The 20,424-nt window shown below is 37.1% G+C and carries 20 protein-coding genes and 1 other annotated feature (1 of these 21 only partly in view); of the genes, 19 read left to right on the top strand and 1 reads right to left on the bottom strand.

Translation table 11 applies throughout. The features are described 5' to 3' along the window. Nucleotides 1-73: a binding site (T-box leader), on the top strand; it begins 146 nt to the left of the window's first position. 41 nt (nt 74-114) lie between these two features. The 12 genes from alaS to DET63_RS01030 all read left to right on the top strand — a co-directional run bounded on the left by alaS (nt 115) and on the right by DET63_RS01030 (nt 12,217). Further along, nucleotides 115-2,757: an alanine--tRNA ligase gene (alaS, locus tag DET63_RS01085; protein ID WP_002015283.1), complete on the top strand. Its 2,643-nt coding sequence runs from the start codon at nt 115-117 to the stop codon at nt 2,755-2,757. Between the two features lie 78 nt (nt 2,758-2,835). After that, nucleotides 2,836-3,102, top strand: coding sequence for an IreB family regulatory phosphoprotein (locus DET63_RS01080; protein ID WP_000348591.1), 267 nt, complete (start codon nt 2,836-2,838; stop codon nt 3,100-3,102). A gap of 3 nt (nt 3,103-3,105) precedes the next feature. Then, nucleotides 3,106-3,519 (top strand): Holliday junction resolvase RuvX, encoded by a 414-nt coding sequence (gene ruvX / locus DET63_RS01075; protein ID WP_001221204.1) that lies wholly within the window; start codon nt 3,106-3,108, stop codon nt 3,517-3,519. A gap of 12 nt (nt 3,520-3,531) precedes the next feature. Further along, nucleotides 3,532-3,810: a DUF1292 domain-containing protein gene (locus DET63_RS01070; protein ID WP_002034112.1), complete on the top strand. Its 279-nt coding sequence runs from the start codon at nt 3,532-3,534 to the stop codon at nt 3,808-3,810. Nucleotides 3,811-4,051: 241 nt separating this feature from the next. Beyond that, the gene (gene mltG, locus DET63_RS01065; protein ID WP_113935629.1) at nt 4,052-5,122 is read left to right on the top strand and encodes an endolytic transglycosylase MltG; all 1,071 of its coding nucleotides are present in this window, start codon (nt 4,052-4,054) and stop codon (nt 5,120-5,122) included. 215 nt (nt 5,123-5,337) lie between these two features. Beyond that, on the top strand, nt 5,338-5,979 hold the full coding sequence (locus DET63_RS01060) for an O-methyltransferase (RefSeq protein ID WP_012261742.1): 642 nt from the start codon (nt 5,338-5,340) through the stop codon (nt 5,977-5,979). 7 nt (nt 5,980-5,986) lie between these two features. Continuing rightward, nucleotides 5,987-6,916, top strand: a complete 930-nt coding sequence (locus tag DET63_RS01055; RefSeq protein ID WP_113935628.1) for a peptidase U32 family protein — start codon at nt 5,987-5,989, stop codon at nt 6,914-6,916. An 18-nt stretch (nt 6,917-6,934) separates the two neighbouring features. Further along, nucleotides 6,935-8,215, top strand: a complete 1,281-nt coding sequence (locus DET63_RS01050; RefSeq protein ID WP_002015275.1) for a peptidase U32 family protein — start codon at nt 6,935-6,937, stop codon at nt 8,213-8,215. Between the two features lie 17 nt (nt 8,216-8,232). Next, on the top strand, nt 8,233-8,871 hold the full coding sequence (udk, locus tag DET63_RS01045) for a uridine kinase (protein WP_002015274.1): 639 nt from the start codon (nt 8,233-8,235) through the stop codon (nt 8,869-8,871). 255 nt (nt 8,872-9,126) lie between these two features. Then, nucleotides 9,127-9,603, top strand: coding sequence for a transcription elongation factor GreA (gene greA / locus DET63_RS01040; protein ID WP_078213491.1), 477 nt, complete (start codon nt 9,127-9,129; stop codon nt 9,601-9,603). Nucleotides 9,604-9,695: 92 nt separating this feature from the next. Beyond that, nucleotides 9,696-11,450: a peptidoglycan D,D-transpeptidase FtsI family protein gene (locus DET63_RS01035; RefSeq protein ID WP_002138430.1), complete on the top strand. Its 1,755-nt coding sequence runs from the start codon at nt 9,696-9,698 to the stop codon at nt 11,448-11,450. A gap of 116 nt (nt 11,451-11,566) precedes the next feature. Continuing rightward, entirely contained in the window at nt 11,567-12,217 is a 651-nt protein-coding gene (locus tag DET63_RS01030; RefSeq protein ID WP_002138429.1) for a YrrS family protein, read from the top strand. Between the two features lie 36 nt (nt 12,218-12,253). Here the strand turns inward: DET63_RS01030 and DET63_RS01025 are convergent, their stop codons facing one another. Further along, the gene (locus DET63_RS01025) at nt 12,254-12,469 is read right to left on the bottom strand and encodes a YrzA family protein (RefSeq protein WP_002015268.1); all 216 of its coding nucleotides are present in this window, start codon (nt 12,467-12,469) and stop codon (nt 12,254-12,256) included. A 137-nt stretch (nt 12,470-12,606) separates the two neighbouring features. On the opposite strand from DET63_RS01025, the gene DET63_RS01020 reads away from it, so the two are divergent. From DET63_RS01020 to DET63_RS00990, 7 genes are all read left to right on the top strand, one after another. After that, a complete protein-coding gene (locus DET63_RS01020) occupies nt 12,607-13,245 on the top strand; it encodes a class I SAM-dependent DNA methyltransferase (RefSeq protein WP_002015267.1) in 639 nt (212 codons plus the stop codon). A gap of 14 nt (nt 13,246-13,259) precedes the next feature. Then, on the top strand, nt 13,260-13,955 hold the full coding sequence (mtnN, locus tag DET63_RS01015; RefSeq protein WP_002015266.1) for a 5'-methylthioadenosine/S-adenosylhomocysteine nucleosidase: 696 nt from the start codon (nt 13,260-13,262) through the stop codon (nt 13,953-13,955). An 82-nt stretch (nt 13,956-14,037) separates the two neighbouring features. Continuing rightward, nucleotides 14,038-14,961 (top strand): O-acetylserine dependent cystathionine beta-synthase, encoded by a 924-nt coding sequence (locus tag DET63_RS01010; protein WP_113935627.1) that lies wholly within the window; start codon nt 14,038-14,040, stop codon nt 14,959-14,961. Between the two features lie 3 nt (nt 14,962-14,964). Then, complete coding sequence (locus DET63_RS01005) at nt 14,965-16,098, top strand: bifunctional cystathionine gamma-lyase/homocysteine desulfhydrase (protein WP_113935626.1); 1,134 nt, start codon at nt 14,965-14,967, stop codon at nt 16,096-16,098. Nucleotides 16,099-16,358: 260 nt separating this feature from the next. Further along, on the top strand, nt 16,359-18,962 hold the full coding sequence (adhE, locus tag DET63_RS01000; protein ID WP_113935625.1) for a bifunctional acetaldehyde-CoA/alcohol dehydrogenase: 2,604 nt from the start codon (nt 16,359-16,361) through the stop codon (nt 18,960-18,962). 126 nt (nt 18,963-19,088) lie between these two features. Next, the gene (locus DET63_RS00995) at nt 19,089-19,325 is read left to right on the top strand and encodes a YrhC family protein (RefSeq protein ID WP_002034123.1); all 237 of its coding nucleotides are present in this window, start codon (nt 19,089-19,091) and stop codon (nt 19,323-19,325) included. 147 nt (nt 19,326-19,472) lie between these two features. Further along, nucleotides 19,473-20,420, top strand: coding sequence for an ABC transporter substrate-binding protein (locus DET63_RS00990; protein ID WP_002015260.1), 948 nt, complete (start codon nt 19,473-19,475; stop codon nt 20,418-20,420). The last annotated feature ends 4 nt before the right edge of the window (nt 20,421-20,424 follow it).

The following is a 20,424-nucleotide window of genomic DNA, read 5'->3' as shown; positions in this document are numbered from 1 at the left end:
AGGTGATGAATTGATTGTTATAATAATCAATTCATAATTAGGGTGGTATCGCGAGTTAACTCTCGTCCCTTTTATTAGGGGCGGGAGTTTTTTATATTTAAGGAGGAAAATACAATGAAACAACTAACAGGCGCACAAATTCGTCAAATGTTTTTAGACTTTTTCCAAGAAAAAGGACATGCAGTAGAACCAAGTGCATCACTAGTTCCTCATGAGGATCCATCTCTTCTATGGATTAATAGTGGTGTAGCGACATTAAAGAAATATTTTGATGGTCGTGTAATCCCACAAAATCCACGTATTACAAATGCACAAAAATCAATTCGTACAAACGATATTGAAAACGTTGGGAAAACGGCTCGTCACCATACATTCTTTGAAATGTTAGGGAACTTCTCAATCGGTGATTACTTCAAAGAAGAAGCAATTACTTGGGCTTGGGAATTTCTAACGAGCGACAAATGGATCGGATTCGATAAAGAATTACTATCTGTTACAATTCACCCGGAAGATGAAGAAGCATTCACAATTTGGAATGAGAAAATGGGTGTTCCAAAAGAACGCATCATCCGTTTAGAAGAAAACTTCTGGGATATCGGTGAAGGGCCAAGTGGACCGAATACAGAAATTTTCTATGACCGCGGTGAATCTTACGGTAATGACTTTAGTGACCCAGAATTATATCCGGGCGGAGAAAACGAGCGTTACTTAGAAGTATGGAACCTTGTATTCTCTCAATTTAACCATAATCCAGACGGTTCATATACGCCACTTCCTAAGAAAAACATCGATACAGGAATGGGTCTAGAGCGTATGACATCTATCGTTCAAGATGTACCTACGAACTTTGATACAGACCTATTCATGCCGATGATTGGTGCAACAGAATCAATTTCTGGTGAGAAATATCGTAATGGCGATTTAGAAAAAGATATGGCGTTTAAAGTAATTGCTGACCATATCCGTACAGTAACATTCGCTGTTGGTGACGGTGCTCTTCCATCTAACGAAGGCCGTGGTTATGTGTTACGTCGTTTATTACGCCGTGCTGTTCGTTATTCTAAGAAATTAAACATCAACCGTCCGTTCATGTTTGAATTAGTACCGGTTGTTGGAGAAGTAATGAAAGACTTCTATCCAGAAGTACTTGAAAAGAAAGATTTCATCGCAAAAGTTGTGAAGAATGAAGAAGAGCGTTTCCATGAAACACTTCATGATGGTGAATCAATTTTAGCTGAAGTAATTGCAAAAGCGAAAGAAGAAAAAACAACTGTTATTTCTGGCGTAGATGCGTTCCGCCTATACGACACGTACGGTTTCCCAATTGAATTAACAGAAGAATATGCAGAAGAAGCTGGTATGACAGTTGATCAAGCGGGCTTTGAAAATGAAATGGAGAAACAACGTGAGCGTGCACGTGCTGCTCGTCAAGACGTTGATTCTATGCAAGTTCAAGGCGGTGTACTTGGTGAAGTTAAAGTAGCGAGCGAATTCGTTGGTTACGGTACAGTTGCAACAGAAAGTAACGTTGTTGCACTTGTGAAAAATGGTGAGTATACAGATAGCTTACAAGCAGGTGAAGAAGGACAATTAATGCTTGATGTAACGCCATTCTACGCTGAGAGCGGTGGGCAAATTGCAGACCGTGGTTACCTTCTTGCTGACGGCGTGAAAGTTGTTGTAAAAGACGTACAAAAAGCACCAAATGGTCAAAATTTACACAAAGTTGTTGTTGAAGAGGGTACATTAACGAAAGAAGCGGCTGTAAAAGCTCTTATCGATACGAAAAACCGTAGTAGCGTTGTGAAAAACCATACAGCAACTCACTTACTGCACCAAGCATTAAAAGATATACTTGGAACGCATGTTAACCAAGCGGGTTCTCTTGTAACATCTGAACGTTTACGTTTTGACTTCTCTCACTTCGGTCAAGTACAAGCTGATGAATTAGAAAAAATTGAGCGTATCGTAAATGAAAAAATTTGGGAAAGTATTGATGTTGCGATTTCTCAAAAAGCAATCGAAGAAGCGAAAGAAATGGGCGCAATGGCATTATTCGGTGAAAAATACGGTGATGTTGTACGCGTTGTACAAGTAGGCGATTACAGCTTAGAGCTTTGCGGTGGTTGTCACGTTGATAACACAGCTTCTATCGGTATTTTCAAAATCGTTGCTGAGTCTGGTATCGGTGCAGGAACTCGTCGTATTGAGGCGGTAACTGGTAAGTCTGCATACGAATTAATGAACGATCAAGTAGGTTTATTAAAAGAAGCAGCAGGAAAAATGAAAACAAATCCGAAAGATATTTTAACAAGAGTTGATGGTTTATTTACTGAAGTAAAACAACTTCAAAAAGAAAACGAATCTCTTGCTGCGAAATTAAGCAATATCGAAGCTGGAAACTTAACTGATTCAGTAATGACAGTTGATGGCGTGAACGTATTAGCGGCAAAAGTAAATGTTGCAGATATGAACAACTTACGTACAATGATGGATGACCTTAAAAATAAATTAGAGTCTGCAGTTGTTGTATTAGCGTCTGTAAATGACGATAAAGTAAATATTTTAGCTGGCGTAACGAAAGATTTAATTAGTCAAGGTTACCATGCGGGTAAACTTGTGAAAGAAGTAGCTTCTCGTTGTGGAGGCGGCGGTGGTGGCCGTCCTGATATGGCACAAGCAGGCGGTAAAAATCCAGCGCAAGTAGAGGAAGCTTTAGCGTTTGTACAAGAGTACGTTAAATCTGTTTCAAAATAAAGAGATAGTAGTGTACAATGGTAGGGAGAGGAGAAGTTCTTCTCCCTATACTTACTACTTACAAGTGAGGTGCTTGAAATGGACGGTTTTGATAAGACAATGAAGTTTAGCATTCAAGATGAAAAACAGAGTGTCCATGTAAATGATGTACTTTTAACTGTGTATGATGCACTTCAAGAAAAAGGTTATAATCCGATTAACCAAATCGTCGGTTATTTATTAAGTGGAGATCCAGCATACATACCTCGCCATAAAGATGCACGAAGCATCGTTCGCAAGCTTGAACGTGATGAGATAATTGAAGAACTTGTGAAGTCTTACTTGAAACATCATCGTGAGGAGTAGTTTATGCGGATATTAGGTTTAGATGTTGGTACTAAAACAGTCGGTGTTGCAATGAGCGATGAGATGGGCTGGACAGCACAAGGGCTGGAAACAATCAGGATTAACGAAGAACGAGGCCACTTTGGTTTTGACCGTATTTCTGAGCTGGTAAAACAGTACAATGTGGACAAAATAGTAGTAGGTTTACCTAAAAATATGAATGGTACAATCGGCCCTCGTGGTGAAGCGTGCCAACAATTTGCAGAAAACCTGCGAAATCTGTTACAATTAGAAGTTGTAATGTGGGACGAGCGTTTGTCGACGATGGCAGCGGAACGTCTGCTCATTTCAGCTGATGTGAGCCGTAAGAAGCGAAAACAGGTAATCGATAAGATGGCTGCAGTCGTGATCTTACAAGGATTTTTAGATAGTAAATAAGAGGTGACCAAAATGGAAGAAAATCAAATTACAATTGTAGACGAAAAAGGAAACGAACATTTATGTGAAATTATTTTCACTTTTGATGCTGAAAAATTCGGCAAAAAATCTTACGTAGTCTTCTCTCCAATCGGTGAAGTAGACGAAGATGGAGACCAAATCTTCGATGCAATGGCATACGAGCAAAGCGAAGAAGAGGGCGGAACATTACTTTCAATTGAATCTGAAGAAGAGTGGGAAATGGTACAAGAAATGTTTAACACTCTTGCTGATGAGCAAGAAGAAGAATAGTAATGGATAAAAAGGCGAGCTGTGTACACAGTTCGCCTTTTTTGTATTCATATGCAAAATGACAGATTTTTTGTCGAAACTACTTAATTGTTTATAGTATAATAAGACGGGTTGTATGAAAAAAGGTTTTAAATAAGTAGCTGTCACCGATTATTTAGAAATGATTGGTTTTGCTTTATGTTTGTAGGGCATTGTATAGAGGAAGTGTATACGGTCTACAATTGAATAAGGAGGAAGAATTTTGGTAGAGAATCAAGTGAAGAAGAAGCGTAGACGCATTTTTTTAATTTCGATTATCGCACTGCTTTTAGTTTGTGGATCAGTCTATGCGTATATTTCATCTGCATTAGGGCCAGTTGATAGTGGAAATAAAAAAGAGATTGAGGTAGAGATTCCAAAGGGGTCATCTACAAGTAAAATCGGTGAGATTTTAGAAGAAAAAGGTGCTGTGAAAAGCAGTACAGTTTTTAGTTTTTATACGAAATTTAAGTCGAAAAGCTTACAAGCAGGTACATATTTATTAAATCCTTCGATGAGTGCTAACGATGTCATTGAACAAATGTCATCTGGCAACGTACATCGTCCGGCTCTTTATAAAGTGACGATTAAAGAAGGGGCGCAAGTAAATGAAATTGCTGAAGTGATTGCGGCAGAATTAAAGTGGAATAAAGATGATGTTGTGCGTCAATTAAACGATAAAGCATTTATTCAAAAAATGCAGCAAAAGTATCCGAAGCTATTAACAGATAAAATTTTTGATAGCAACATTAAATATCCACTAGAAGGATACTTATATCCAGCAACGTATTCTTTCTATAAAAAGGATACGAAATTAGAAGAAATTGTAATCCCAATGCTTGAGAAAACAAATGCAATTATTGTTCAAAATGAGGCGAAAATGAAAGCGAAGAACTGGGATGTTCATCAACTTCTCACGTTGTCTTCACTTATTGAAGAAGAGGCTACTGGCTTTACTGATCGCCAAAAAATCTCTAGTGTTTTCTATAATCGTTTAGCGAAAGGCATGCCGCTTCAAACGGATCCGACGGTATTATACGCGCTTGGAAAGCATAAACAACGTGTATTATACGAAGACTTGAAAATAAACTCACCGTACAATACGTATGTTGTGAAAGGGTTGCCAGTTGGACCGATTGCAAACTCTGGTAAACATTCAGTGGAAGCAGCGTTAGATCCTGCGCAAACAGATTATTATTATTTCTTAGCTGCACCAAGTGGTGAAGTGTATTATGCGAAAACATTAGAAGAACATAATGCATTAAAGCAAAAATACATTACGAAAAAACAGTGAAATGGGGAGGGATAGCGAAAAGGGTCGCATATCCCTCTTTTTTGTGGTAAAATATATCGGGTTAAAAACTGGCAGAAGAATCGTTTTTAATATCAAAACGGGACGTACAAGCTAAGGGTGAAACTGGCTTGTATTTTTATTGCATTCTATGTGTGAAAAGACAAAGGTTGACGCGTCATAGAGGCACTTCTCCATGTAAATAAGGAGGACCAATTATGGAGGATGCAGTTAACGAGTACCTATTATCATTTATTGATCCAAAAGATAAATTAATTCTTGAAATGGAAGAGTATGCAACTGAAAACCATGTGCCGATTATGGATCGACTTGGAATGGAATTTATGCTGCAATTTTTACGTTTAGTTGGACCGGAAAGTATTTTAGAACTTGGAACAGCAATCGGTTATTCTAGTATTCGTATGATGCAAGCTATTCCGAACTCTCGCATTGTGACAGTAGAGCGCAATCGTGAACGATATGAAAAGGCACTTGAATATATAGAATGTTCCTCGGTAACAGACCGTATTTCTGTTATTTACGGTGATGCTTTAGAAACGGGCGAACAAGTGAAAGAACATGGAACATTTGATGTTATTTTTATTGATGCAGCGAAAGGGCAGTATCGTCGCTTTTTTGACTTATACGAACCGTTATTAAATCCTGGTGGCGTTATTATTTCAGATAACGTTATGTACCATGGTCTTGTGACGACAAAAGAGAAAATTGAAAATAGACGTACCCGTGGTTTGATTCGTCGTATTAAGACGTACAATGAATGGCTTATGAATCATGAAGGATATGATACAACGATTTTCCCAATTGGCGATGGAGTGGCTGTAAGTAAAAAGAGAGGGTGACAAAAGTATGAAGAAACCTGAATTGTTAGTAACGCCTAGAGCGGTGGCGGATATTGAACCTCTTGCGAAAGCAGGGGCAGATGCAGTAATGGTTGGTGAACAAAAGTTTGGTTTACGTTTGGCAGGAGAGTTTTCACGTGAAGATGTGAAACAAGCTGTAAACATTGCACATGAAAATGGTGTGAAAGTATACGTTGCAATGAATGCGATGTTCCACAATGATAAAGTAGAAGAATTAACGGACTATGTTGCCTTTTTAAATGAGGTAAATATAGATGCGATTGTTTTCGGAGATCCAGCGGTATTAATGGCTGTTCGTGAAGTTGCACCAAATATGCAACTTCACTGGAATACAGAAACGACAGCAACAAACTGGTTTACTTGTAACTATTGGGGGCAAAGAGGAGCGAAACGCGCTGTATTAGCTCGTGAGCTTAGCTTAGATGAAATTGCTGAATTAAAAGAAAATGCTGAAGTGGAACTTGAAGTGCAAATTCACGGTATGACTTGTATGTTCCAATCGAAGCGTTCACTAGTAGGAAACTACTTTGAGTATCAAGGGCGTAATCTCGACATCGAAAAGAAAAAGTATGAAGAGAATATGTTCTTATACGACCCAGAACGTAATAACAAATATCCAATTTATGAAGATGAAAATGGTACTCACATTATGAGTCCGAATGATATTTGTTTCATCGATGAGTTAGAGGAACTAATCGATGCTGAAGTCGATAGCTTAAAAATTGATGGTGTCCTAAAAAGTTCTGAGTACATTATTGAGGTGACGAAGAAATATCGTAAGGCGATTGATTTATGTGTAGAAGATCGTGATGCGTATTATGACGTGAAAGATGATTTATTTAAAGAGATAGAAGAAATACAACCGGTAAATCGTCCGTTAGATACAGGATTCTTCTTTAAAGAAACGGTTTACTAAACGAGGAGGGTGTAGGAAATGACTGTACAAGAAATTTCACGAGTGATCGATGGCAAACGCGTTATTGTGAAAAAACCTGAACTGTTAATCCCTGCGGGTAACTTAGAAAAATTAAAAGTAGCTATCCATTATGGGGCAGATGCTGTATATTTAGGTGGACAAGAATTTGGTCTTCGTTCTAATGCAGGTAACTTTACGCTGGAAGACATGGCAGAAGGCGTTGAATTTGCAAAGAAATATGGAGCAAAAATATACGTGACAACAAATATTTTTGCACATAATGAAAATATGGATGGGCTAGAGGAATATTTAAAAGGGATTGAAAAAGCTGGCGTAACGGGAATTATCGTTGCCGATCCGCTTATTATTGAGACATGTAAACGTGTAGCTCCTTCTGTTGAGGTGCATTTAAGTACACAACAATCACTATCCAACTGGAAAGCAGCACAGTATTGGAAAGAAGAAGGTTTACATCGTCTTGTATTAGCTCGTGAAGCAAGCTATGAAGAAATGAAAGAAATTAAAGAAAAAGTTGATGTTGAAATTGAAGCATTCGTCCATGGTGCAATGTGTATCGCGTATTCAGGGAGATGTACATTAAGTAACCATATGACAGCGCGTGACTCTAACCGTGGTGGTTGTTGTCAATCTTGCCGCTGGGATTATGATTTAGTTCAAACGGTATCACAACATAAAGATGCAAAAGAGCTTCCTCTATTCCAAGAAGAAGATGCTCACTTTGCGATGAGCCCAAAAGATTTAAATTTAATCTTATCAATTCCGAAAATGATTGAAATTGGAATTGATAGCTTAAAAGTTGAAGGACGTATGAAATCTATCCATTACGTAGCGACTGTAGCAACTGTATATCGTAAAGTAATTGATGCGTATTGTGCGGATCCGGATAACTTTGAGTTTAAACAAGAATGGTTAGATGAACTTGATAAATGTGCAAATCGTGATACAGCTCCTGCATTTTTTGAAGGGGTTCCAGGACATCAAGAGCAAATGTTTGGAAATCATAGTAAGAAAACAACGTATGATTTTGCTGGTTTAGTGTTAGATTATAATGAAGAAACGGGCATCGTAACGCTTGAGCAACGTAATCACTTCAAACCAGGACATGAAGTGGAGTTCTTTGGGCCAGAAATAGAAAACTTTACGCAGACGGTGGAGAAAATTTGGGATGAGGATGGAAACGAATTAGATGCAGCGAGACATCCGTTGCAAATCGTGAAATTCAAAGTGGATCAACCAGTGTATGTGAATAATATGATGCGCAAAAACATACTTCAATAAGAAAGAGTGGTAGTCGAATGGGGACGAATAAGCCTGTTGTAATTGGAATCGCTGGTGGTTCAGGATCAGGAAAAACAAGTGTAACGAAAGCGATTTTTGACCATTTTAAAGGTCATTCCATTTTAATCTTGGAGCAAGATTATTATTACAAAGATCAAAGCCATTTACCAATGGAAGAACGTTTAAAAACAAATTACGATCATCCGTTAGCGTTTGATAATGATTTGTTAATTGACCATTTGCAGCAGTTGCTTGCATATGAGCAAGTGGAAAAGCCTATATATGACTATACATTGCATACGCGTTCAGAAAAAATTATTCCAGTTGAGCCGAAAGATGTAATCATTTTAGAAGGAATTCTTATTCTAGAAGACCCACGTCTTTGTGAGTTAATGGATATTAAGGTGTTCGTTGATACAGATGCAGACCTTCGTATTTTACGCCGCATGCAGCGCGATATTGAAGAGCGCGGTCGTACAATGGATTCAGTTATCGACCAATACGTAAACGTTGTACGTCCAATGCATAATCAATTTATTGAGCCTTCTAAGAAATTCGCGGATATTATTATCCCTGAAGGTGGACAAAACCATGTTGCAATTGATATTATGGTTACAAAAATTGCAACAATTCTTGAACAAAAAGTAAATTTGTAATAGCATAGTAAAAGATATACGATAGGAAGGGATTTTTTCCCTTCTTATCGAATACAATGAAACATGAAACCTCACCTACTAATAGGTGAGGGCATATTTATATCAACTTTCCATACATACCTTCTTTATATAAGGAAGAATTGGAGAATAAGGGAGTGCTACGTGTGCTAGAAACCTCCGCTATATAAGCGGAGGAGTTTTCATATGGAACTCCTCTTTTTTTCGGGGGATTGGTATATAAAAGGAGTGGAAAACATGGCAACAGAAAAAACATACCCTATGACGCAAGAGGGTAAGCAAAAACTAGAGAACGAAGTTGAACAATTAAAAACAGTAAGACGTAAAGAAGTTGTAGAGCGTATTAAGATCGCACGTAGCTTCGGAGATCTTTCAGAGAACTCTGAGTATGATGCAGCGAAAGATGAGCAAGCATTCGTAGAAGGACGTATTACACAACTTGAAAACATGATTCGTAATGCGGTTATCATTGAAGACAATGGTGAAGAGTCTACAGTTGTAACATTAGGTAAAACAGTAATATTTAAAGAGTTACCAGGTGGAGACGAAGAAGCGTACATAATCGTAGGTAGCGCAGAAGCCGATCCATTTGAAGGAAGAATTTCTAACGATTCTCCAATCGCAAAAAGCTTATTAGGTAAGCAAATTGGTGAGAAGGTAGCAATCCAAACACCAGGTGGAGAAATGCAAGTAGAGATTATCTCTGTAAAATAACGTAAAAAATCACTCGTGTAAAAACGAGTGATTTTTTATTTGTATAAAAGGTGAAACACCTCGTCTAAACTACAATAGACGAGGTGTTTTTTATGAAAATGAAACGGAGAATTATAATTGTTTTAATTTGTTTTATGGGTGTGATTTTTTTATTACTTTGTCGTTTAATCCAAATACAGATTATAGATACGGAATCATTTACTGACCGAAATATCAATCTGATTGAAAAAAGTGTTACGCAACGAACACAATCACTTACAGTAGATAATGGAAGAGGGCATTTTACAGATCGAAATGGTAAGGAAATTGGTGAAGAGAAATATCCAGTCTTAATTGTTTTTCCGTTTTTACAAATAAAAAATGACATGTTAGAGAAAATTGCGCATATCATTGGTGTGTCGAGACAAGAGATAAGACTGCAAATGAAAAATAAGAATCAAGCATTTATATTACGAAAGGAGAATACCCCATTTCAATTAACGCTCGAGCAGATGAAGAAGGTAAATCAATTAGATATTTTAGGTATTGTAGCAGCAGAAGTTCGACTGAAGCAAATGGGGGAGGCAAATCATTTAATTGGTGATGTGGGAGAGAATGAACAGGAATTTCAAAAGCGTTATGGAGAAATGAAAAAAACTTCGAAACAAACGCCAATTGGTATTTCTGGATTGCAACAATCATTTGATGAATTTTTACTGACTGATGGAGAAGCGAAAGTACTATATCAAGTGGATCGACAAGGAGAACCGATTTTTGGGAAGCAGGCGAAATACACTTCACCAGGAAATCCATTTTATCCAGTTACTATTCAAACAACAATACATAAAACGTTGCAACGACGAGCAGAGAAGATTATAGATGAAAACGGAATAAAAAAAGGTGGGTTAGTATTACTAGACATAAAGAATAGTGAAGTTTTAGCAATGGTAAGTAGGCCTTCTTTACAGATGAATGATAGGAGGATATATAAATCTACACTTGAAAATCAAATGTTAACTCCTCATTTTCCAGGGTCTGTTTTTAAAACAGTAGTTGCAGCAGCAGTAATTGATGAGAATTTGGTGCGGTTTAATCGTACATTTAACTGTAATACGGATTTATACGGTGAAAATCTTCCACAAGTTATGATGGGGTCATTAAACTTTAAGGAAAGCTTTGCTAGAAGCTGTAATCGAACGTTTGCCGTATTAGGTGATGAACTAATGCAAAAGGATAGGGAAGTATTAGAAACGTATTTAGAGGCCTTAGGAGCAAGTGAGAAGGTAGGTTGGAAAGGTTCAGTGTTTCATACACCAGAATTTGAGCAATTGCCAGAAGAAAAGAGTGCTATTATTTGGGGAAGCGAAGAAAATAAAGATAGTAGAAAAGCGATTGCTCAAACGATGGTCGGACAAAAAGATGTACGTGTGTCACCTCTAACTATAGCGAATATGATGGCGACAATTGCTAGAGGTGGAGAGAAGATGGAAGTGAAAGCTGTGAAAAAAATAGTGTATAAAAATGGAACCGACTTTTTTGCATTTGAAAATCATAAATTAAATGGGAAACAGCTTTCTTATGAAACGATGAAAAAATTACAACAGTTGTTAAGAGCCGTTGTAACGATGGAGAAAGGAACGGGAACCGCATTCCGTTCGTTGCCACTAACTGTCGCTGGAAAATCTGGGACGGCACAAACAGGAAAAGGAGAGAGGGTGAATCGCTGGTTTGCAGGTTATTTTCCATATGAAAACCCAAGATATGCTTTAGTTGTAGTTGATATAGAAACAGATAGTAATGAAAATGTAGTCACACCAGTTTTTGCAGAAATGGTAGAGGCAATTCATCAATTAGAAATTGAAAAGTAATCTTGCAATTATTTATGAAATGTTTTCATTTCGTGAAAATATTATTGTAAATGTTCAACCTTTCTAGATTTAATGTTACAATAGCAAGTATGAAAAACTGCATGGAGGTTTGAAGAATGGCAGGAGGATCTAGATTCCAACAGAAACAACAAAAACGTCGTCAAAACGGTGTTTTAAATATTGCAATCGCTATTGTATTAGTAGCAGTAGCTATTGTAGCATATCAATTGTTTGTTCCTGACACAAAAGAGCAAGCGTCTTCTAATGATAAAAAGGTAGCTCAGCAAACAACAAAAGAGAATAAAGCTGAGAAAGCTAAAGGTAAAGAAGAGCCGAAGAAGAATGAGCAAGATAAGACAGAGGCTAAGAAGAAGGAAGAAGAAGAGAAGCAAAAGGCTGAGGAAGAAAAGAAAAAAGCTGAAGAAGAAGCGAAAGCTAACGAGAAAGCACCAGCTGAAAAAACACAGTCACAGGCAACAGATGCTTATACGAAATCTTCTTGGAAGCCAGTAGGTACAGAGCAAGGTGCAACACCTGCGATGACGTTTAAAAAAGGTACAGCAGATTGGAATGAGATGAATCAAGCGATTTCAGCTGCAATTGACGTTCCAGTAAATCAATTAGTTATCCATAGAATTGGAAATAACGGTAAGAATAAAGCTTACGGTAACGTACAAGATAAACAATCAGGTAAAAAATATTATGTAAATATTGATTGGGTAGACAATGAGGGCTGGAAACCAGTACTCGTTCAAACTCTAAACTAAAAAAAGAGAGGCTCTTAAGAGCTTCTCTTTTTTTAGTTAGCGTAATTTCTTTAATTTAAAATGAACAACCGCACTATAATAAGGTCTTTTGCTTTCAGGATCCATAATCATTTGGTGAGAAATATGATGAACTTCGAGCATAAGTGCTTTATTATTATCAATTTGTTCGTTAATTTTTTTTTCTAGAGAAACTAAGTTTGCAGCCTCGAAAAATTCTACTTTATCTTCTAACATTTCAAAGGTAAATGACACGAAGATGCCCCCTCTCCTATGATAATCACCTATAGTGTAACAAAGAAAAGAAGGAAATACTACGTACATTTCAATTGACATTTTTAGAAAGAGAGAATATCATACTGATAAAACCGATAAGAAAAAGGGGAATTTTTATGGGAACAGAATTTAATGGTTTATTTGATGAATGGGCTCATACGTACGACTCATTTGTACAAGGCGAAGATATACAATATAAAGAAGTTTTCGCCCATTATGAGGACATTTTAGAGGATGTAGTTAACAAGTCATTTGGCAACGTATTAGAATTCGGTGTTGGTACTGGCAATTTAACAAATAAATTATTACTTGCTGGTCGCACAGTTTACGGTATAGAACCGTCACGCGAAATGCGTACTATTGCAAAAGAGAAATTACCAAAAGAGTTTTCAATTACAGAGGGTGATTTTCTTTCATTTGAAGTCCCAAATTCAATCGATACTATTGTGAGCACTTACGCATTTCATCATTTAATAGATGAAGAAAAAGACGTAGCAATTGCGAAGTATAGTCAATTGCTAAACAAAGGTGGTAAAATAGTGTTTGCTGATACGATATTTGCAGATCAAGATGCATATGATAAAACTGTCGAAGTAGCAAAACAAAGAGGTTTTCATCAGTTAGCAAACGATTTGCAAACAGAATACTATACACGTATTCCGATCATGCAATCTATTTTTGAAAACAATGGCTTCCACGTAACGTTTACGAGATTAAATCATTTCGTTTGGGTAATGGAGGCAACTAAGCAATAGAAAGAGGGATTAGATTGAGAATTGCTGTAATTGGAGCAATGGAAGAAGAAGTACGTATTTTACGTGACAAACTAGAACAAGCAGAAACAGAAACTGTTGCAGGTTGTGAATTTACGAAAGGGCTATTGGCAGGGCATGAAGTAATCTTGCTAAAGTCTGGTATTGGTAAAGTAAATGCAGCGATGTCAACGACAATTTTATTAGAAAAATATAAACCTGAAAAAGTAATCAACACTGGTTCAGCTGGTGGATTCCATCATTCTTTAAATGTTGGAGATGTGGTTATTTCAACAGAAGTTCGTCACCATGACGTAGATGTAACAGCATTTAACTACGAATATGGTCAAGTGCCAGGAATGCCACCAGGATTTAAAGCTGATGAGGCATTAGTTGCATTAGCTGAGAAATGTATGCAGGCAGAAGAGAATATTCAAGTTGTAAAAGGTATGATTGCAACAGGTGATTCATTTATGAGTGATCCTAACCGCGTTGCAGCAATTCGTGATAAATTTGAAGACCTTTATGCAGTAGAAATGGAAGCAGCAGCTGTTGCGCAAGTATGCCACCAATATGAAGTTCCGTTTGTTATTATTCGCGCACTTTCTGATATTGCTGGTAAAGAATCAAATGTTTCATTTGATCAATTTTTAGATCAAGCAGCTCTTCATTCTACAAACTTTATCGTAAAAGTACTAGAAGAGTTAAAGTAATGTAACAAAAAGGCAACTGTCTCATATAAAGAAAATACATACAGTTGCCTTTTCTTTATTGGCAAATAAGGGGGAGAACACGATGAATGTATATCGTGGCGTTCATGAATTGATTGGTCATACACCAATTGTAGAAATTACGCGTTTTTCACTTCCAGAAGGAGTCCGTTTATTTGCAAAGCTTGAATTTTACAACCCAGGCGGAAGCGTTAAGGATCGTTTAGGAAGAGAATTAATTGAAGATGCACTAGAAAAAGGGCTTGTTACCCAGGGCGGAACAATTATTGAACCGACGGCTGGGAATACTGGCATTGGACTGGCACTTGCAGCGTTACAACATGATTTACGCGTCATTGTTTGTGTACCAGAGAAATTTAGTATTGAAAAACAAGAATTAATGAAAGCGCTAGGTGCAACGGTTGTGCATACACCGACTGAGCAAGGAATGACCGGCGCAATTGCAAAAGCGAAAGAGTTAGTAAATGAAATACCGAATTCATACTCTCCAAGTCAGTTTGCGAATGAAGCAAACCCTCGCGCTTATTTTAAAACGCTAGGACCTGAACTTTGGTCGGCACTGAATGGAGAGATTAACATATTTGTTGCAGGGGCAGGAACTGGCGGTACGTTTATGGGAACTGCATCTTATTTGAAAGAGAAAAATATTGATATTAAAACGGTTATTGTAGAACCAGAAGGCTCTATTTTAAATGGTGGTAAAGCTGGTTCACATGAAACAGAAGGTATTGGTCTTGAATTCATTCCACCATTTTTGAAAACATCTTATTTTGATGAAATTCATACGATTTCTGATCGAAATGCATTTTTACGAGTGAAAGAATTAGCGCAAAAAGAAGGACTTCTCGTTGGAAGCTCTTCAGGAGCAGCATTTCATGCGAGCTTACTTGAGGCAGAGAAAGCAACACCAGGTACAAATATTGTAACGATTTTTCCTGATAGTAGTGAGCGCTATTTAAGCAAAGACATATACAAAGGATGGGAATAAAAAATGAGAGCAAAGACAAAGTTAATTCATGGTATTCGCATAGGAGAACCTTCAACTGGATCTGTAAACGTACCGATCTATCAAACAAGTACGTACAAACAAGAAGCAGTTGGTAAGCATCAAGGATATGAATATTCACGTACAGGCAATCCAACACGTGCAGCTTTAGAAGAAATGATTGCTGTATTAGAAAACGGTCATGCTGGATTTGCATTTGGTTCAGGAATGGCTGCTATTACAGCAACAATTATGTTGTTCTCAAAAGGTGACCACGTCATTTTAACAGATGATGTTTATGGCGGAACGTACCGTGTTATTACGAAAGTATTAAACCGCTTCGGTATTGAGCATACATTTGTAGATACAACAAACCTAGAGGAATTTGTAGAAGCGATTCGTCCAAATACGAAAGCGATTTATGTAGAAACACCAACGAACCCATTACTAAAAATTACTGATATTAAGAAAATATCTGCTCTTGCTAAAGAGAAAGATTTATTAACAATTATTGATAACACATTCATGACGCCATATTGGCAGTCGCCAATTTCTTTAGGAGCAGACATTGTGCTTCATAGTGCAACGAAATATTTAGGAGGACATAGTGACGTAGTTGCAGGCCTAGTAGTTGTAAATAGCCAGCAATTAGCAGAAGACCTTCACTTTGTACAAAACTCAACAGGAGGTATTCTTGGACCACAAGACAGCTTCTTACTACTTCGTGGTTTAAAAACATTAGGAATTCGTATGGAGGAGCATGAAATAAATTCACGCGCAATTGCTGAGTTTTTAAATAACCATCCGAAAGTAAATAAAGTATATTATCCAGGTCTTGAATCACATCAAAATCACGAATTAGCAAAAGAACAGGCGAACGGATTTGGTGCAATCATCTCATTCGATGTAGATAGTGAAGAAACATTAAATAGAGTACTTGAGAAGTTACAATACTTTACACTTGCTGAAAGCTTAGGAGCAGTAGAAAGTTTAATTTCTATCCCATCTCAAATGACACATGCATCAATCCCAGCAGATCGCCGTAAAGAATTAGGAATTACAGATACATTAATTCGAATCTCTGTTGGTATTGAAGATGGAGAAGATTTAATTGAAGATTTAGCACAAGCACTAGCATAGTAAAAATGCACTGCTAATATAGAGCAGTGCATTTTTATTATATTAATTTGTGAAACATTTCACAAATTAGACATACACAAATGAAATGATTTCATGTATATTGAATTCATGAAATGTTATTCACGAACAAACTTGTGAAATATTTCACAAGTGATGGGATTCATGTAGGAAGGTAACTCTATTTTTTTACGCTAATCGGGACTTGTTATGACCTATAGGGACTTATAAAGACCGTGATAACAGAATAGGAGGAAATTTACATGGTAGTCAAAGAGAAAGTTGTAAATGAAATGCAAGAGGTAAAAGAGATGATTGATACGTTAGTAGATAACGGTCAAAAAGCTTTACAAGCATTAGAAAGTTTTACACAAGAGCAAATTGACAACATTGTTCATGAAATGGCGCTTGCGGGTGTCGATCAACATATGCGGCTTGCGAAGTTGGCTGTTGAAGAAACGGGCCGTGGCGTATATGAAGATAAATGCATTAAAAATATTTTTGCCACTGAATATATTTGGCATAGTATAAAGAAAGATAAAACGGTAGGAATTATTCATGAAGATCCTCATGAAGAAATAATAGAAATCGCAGAGCCTGTCGGTGTAGTAGCTGGGGTAACGCCAGTAACGAACCCAACATCGACAACAATGTTTAAAGCATTAATCGCGATAAAAACGAGAAATCCAATTATTTTCGCATTTCATCCTTCTGCACAAAACTGTTCCGTTGCAGCGGCAAAAACAGTATATGATGCAGCAGTGAAAGCTGGTGCACCAAAGCATTGTATTCAATGGATTGAAAGACCTTCTGTGGAAGCAACGAAACAATTAATGAACCATGATGGTGTCGCACTCGTTCTAGCAACTGGAGGGGCTGGTATGGTGAAATCGGCTTATTCTACTGGTAAACCCGCGCTAGGTGTAGGGCCAGGTAATGTACCATGTTATATAGAGAAATCGGCACATGTAAAACGCGCTGTTAATGATTTAATTTTATCGAAAACATTTGATAACGGTATGATTTGTGCGTCAGAACAAGCTATCATTGTAGATAAGGAAATCTATAATGATGTTAAAGCAGAAATGATTGCAAATAATTGTTATTTTGTAACAGAGGAAGAGAGAAAGAAATTAGAAAAGCTTGTTATTAATGAAAATACATGTGCAGTAAATAGTGATATTGTTGGGAAATCAGCACAGTATATTGCTGAATTAGTAGGAATTACTGTACCTGAACATACAAAAATGCTTGTAGCTGAAATTAAAGGTATCGGAGCGGCGTATCCACTATCTCGTGAGAAACTGAGCCCAGTGTTAGCTTGTGTAAAAGCAAATTCATTAGAAGAAGGATTTACATATTGCGAAGAAATGTTAGAGCTTGGTGGCCTAGGGCATTCAGCGGTTATCCATTCTATAAATAAAGAAGTACAAAAACAATTTGGGTTACGTATGAAAGCCTGCCGTCTCATTGTAAATGCACCTTCATCACAAGGTGGAATTGGTGATATATATAATGGATTTATTCCATCACTTACGCTTGGTTGTGGCTCCTACGGGAAAAACTCAGTTTCCCAAAACGTAACGGCGACTCATTTATTAAATATAAAAAGGTTGGCAAATAGAAAAAAGAATATGCAGTGGTTCAAATTACCACCCAAAATTTATTTTGAAAAACATGCGACAGCATATTTAGCAAACATGCCTAACATTTCCCGCGCATTTATTGTAACGGATCCAGGGATGGTTGAGCACGGTTATGTAGATACAGTTACGCACTATTTACGTAAGCATGCAAATGATGTGAAAGTTGAAGTTTTCTTTGAAGTTGAGCCAGATCCATCAGATGAAACTGTATTTAAAGGTGCGGACATGATGAAAAGCTTTAAACCAGATGTAATTATCGCGCTTGGTGGCGGTTCAGCTATGGATGCAGCAAAAGGGATGTGGCTATTCTATGAGCACCCAGAAACGACATTCTATGGAATAAAACAGAAGTTTTTAGATATAAGAAAACGTACATGTAAGTATCCGAACTTGGGAAATAAAGCACAATTTGTTGCCATTCCAACAACATCAGGGACGGGATCAGAAGTGACGCCATTTGCGGTTATTACAGATAAGAAAAATAATATTAAATACCCGCTTGCGGATTATGAATTAACACCAGATGTAGCGATTGTTGATCCGCAATTTGTAATGACAGTACCACCTCATGTGACGGCAGATACTGGTATGGACGTATTAACACATGCAATTGAAGCGTATGTGTCTGTTCTGGCAAATGACTATACTGATGGTTTAGCATTAAAAGCAATTGATCTCGTATTTAAATATTTACCGAGAGCATATAAAGATGGAAATGATGAAGAAGCACGAGAAAAAATGCATAATGCTTCCGCAATCGCAGGGATGGCATTTGCAAATGCTTTCCTAGGTATTAATCATAGTTTAGCGCATAAAATTGGACCGGAATTCCATATTCCGCATGGACGTGCGAATGCAATTCTTATGCCGCACGTAGTTCGCTATAATGCTATTAAGCCAAGAAAACACGCATTGTTCCCAAAATATGAGCACTTTGTGGCTGATGAACGCTATGCACATATTGCGAGAATGCTCGGGCTTCCAGCAAGCTCAACAGCGGAAGGTGTGGAATCACTCGTCCAAGCAATTATTGAGCTTGGAAAAAGCTTAAATATAAATATGAGTATTGCAGGACAAGGAGTTGCTAAAGACCAATTTGAAGGGGGTGTTGGATTATTAGCAGAAAGAGCTTTTGAAGATCAATGTACAACAGCTAATCCAAAATTACCGCTCATTTCAGAGCTGAAAGAAATCTATATGGAAGCATATAAAGGCGTATAATAGATAAAAAAGAGCCGCGAGTAAGCGGCTCTTTTTTACTTTGGAAAACATCTCCCAGATTGGTTCTATTTACTTGTCTTTAAGCTTGATAGAATGTGATAAAGTGAGGATGGGAGTGATAAGAAGATGAAAGAATTACAAGAAAAAATAGCAGATTATACCCGGTTTGCACAAGTGCTTTTAGCTATAAGTACATTTTTAATGATCGGTTTATTAATTCCAAGTGGAATAAAAAGTATGGTACAGTCTTTTGTTATGATGGGGAGTATTATTGTATTTTTAGTTCTTGCTTTTTTCTTCTTTAAGCGTGTTAGAACGATGCGTGATCAATTAGAGGAGAGCGAATATGAAGAAAATTGTTAAATAGGGCGCTACGAAAAGAAGAAATCTTTTTGTAGCGTTTTTTCATTTTTGTAGAAAATGTATGCGTTTCATATTGACAATGATAATCCTTATCAATTAAAGTAGAATAGTAGTTAATGATTATTATTATCAATTAGAGGTGAAAGAATGAACAAATCTATTACGCTGTTCACAGCGATCTTATCTATTTTTTTCTTATTAATAGGTTGCAGTGCAAAAGAAAACGAAAAAGCATCCGCAACAAAAACAGACAAAGGAACAGACAAAATCGAAATTACCGATCTCTCAGACAGAAAGATAACATTCAATAAAGTTCCTGAAAGTTTTGCTACGTTGAGTATGGGAGACATGGATATTATTCATGCTTTAGGTGGAAAAATAGTAGGTCGTCCTGATACAAAATTAACTCTCCCAGAGGAATTAAAGAAAGCACAAGTAATCGGGAATGCACATCAACCGAATTTTGAGCAAATTGCTAGTTTAAAACCGGATGTACTTGTTGCTAACAATGGATTCCAAAAGAACATTCCAACGGTCGAAGGACAAGGAACAAAAGTAATCATTTCTTCAGCCAACTCTGTAAAAGATATTCAAAAGGGTATTGAAATGTATGGAACAGTAATGAAGAAAGAAGATAAAGCAAAAGAGCTTAACCAAAAAATTAATGATCAAATGAAGAAATATGAGAAAAAGAGTGACGTTAAAGCGTTGCTAGTTTATGGAGCACCAGGCACTTATTTAGCGGCATTACCAACATCTCTATCAGGGGATATTTTAGAAAAAACAGGCGGGAAAAATATCGCAGCTAGTTTTCCAGAAATGAAAGAGTATCCGCAATATGCACAGCTAAGTGTAGAGCGTATTATCGAAGCAAATCCAGATGTGATTTATTTAATTACACATGGAGATCCCAATAGTGTGAAAAAAGCATTTGAAGGCGAAATGATGAAAAATGAAGCATGGAAAAATTTAGATGCAGTAAAACAAAATCGTGTAGTTATTTTACCACCAGATTTATTTGGATCAAATCCTGGGACAAAAGTTACAGAAGCGATGGACTTTATGTATAAAAGTATACAAGATGTAAGGAAATGATAAG

It is taken from the genome of Bacillus sp. DB-2, assembly GCF_003315125.1.
Lineage (GTDB): Bacteria > Bacillota > Bacilli > Bacillales > Bacillaceae_G > Bacillus_A > Bacillus_A mycoides.
This window is presented reverse-complemented; position numbering and strand designations above follow the sequence as displayed.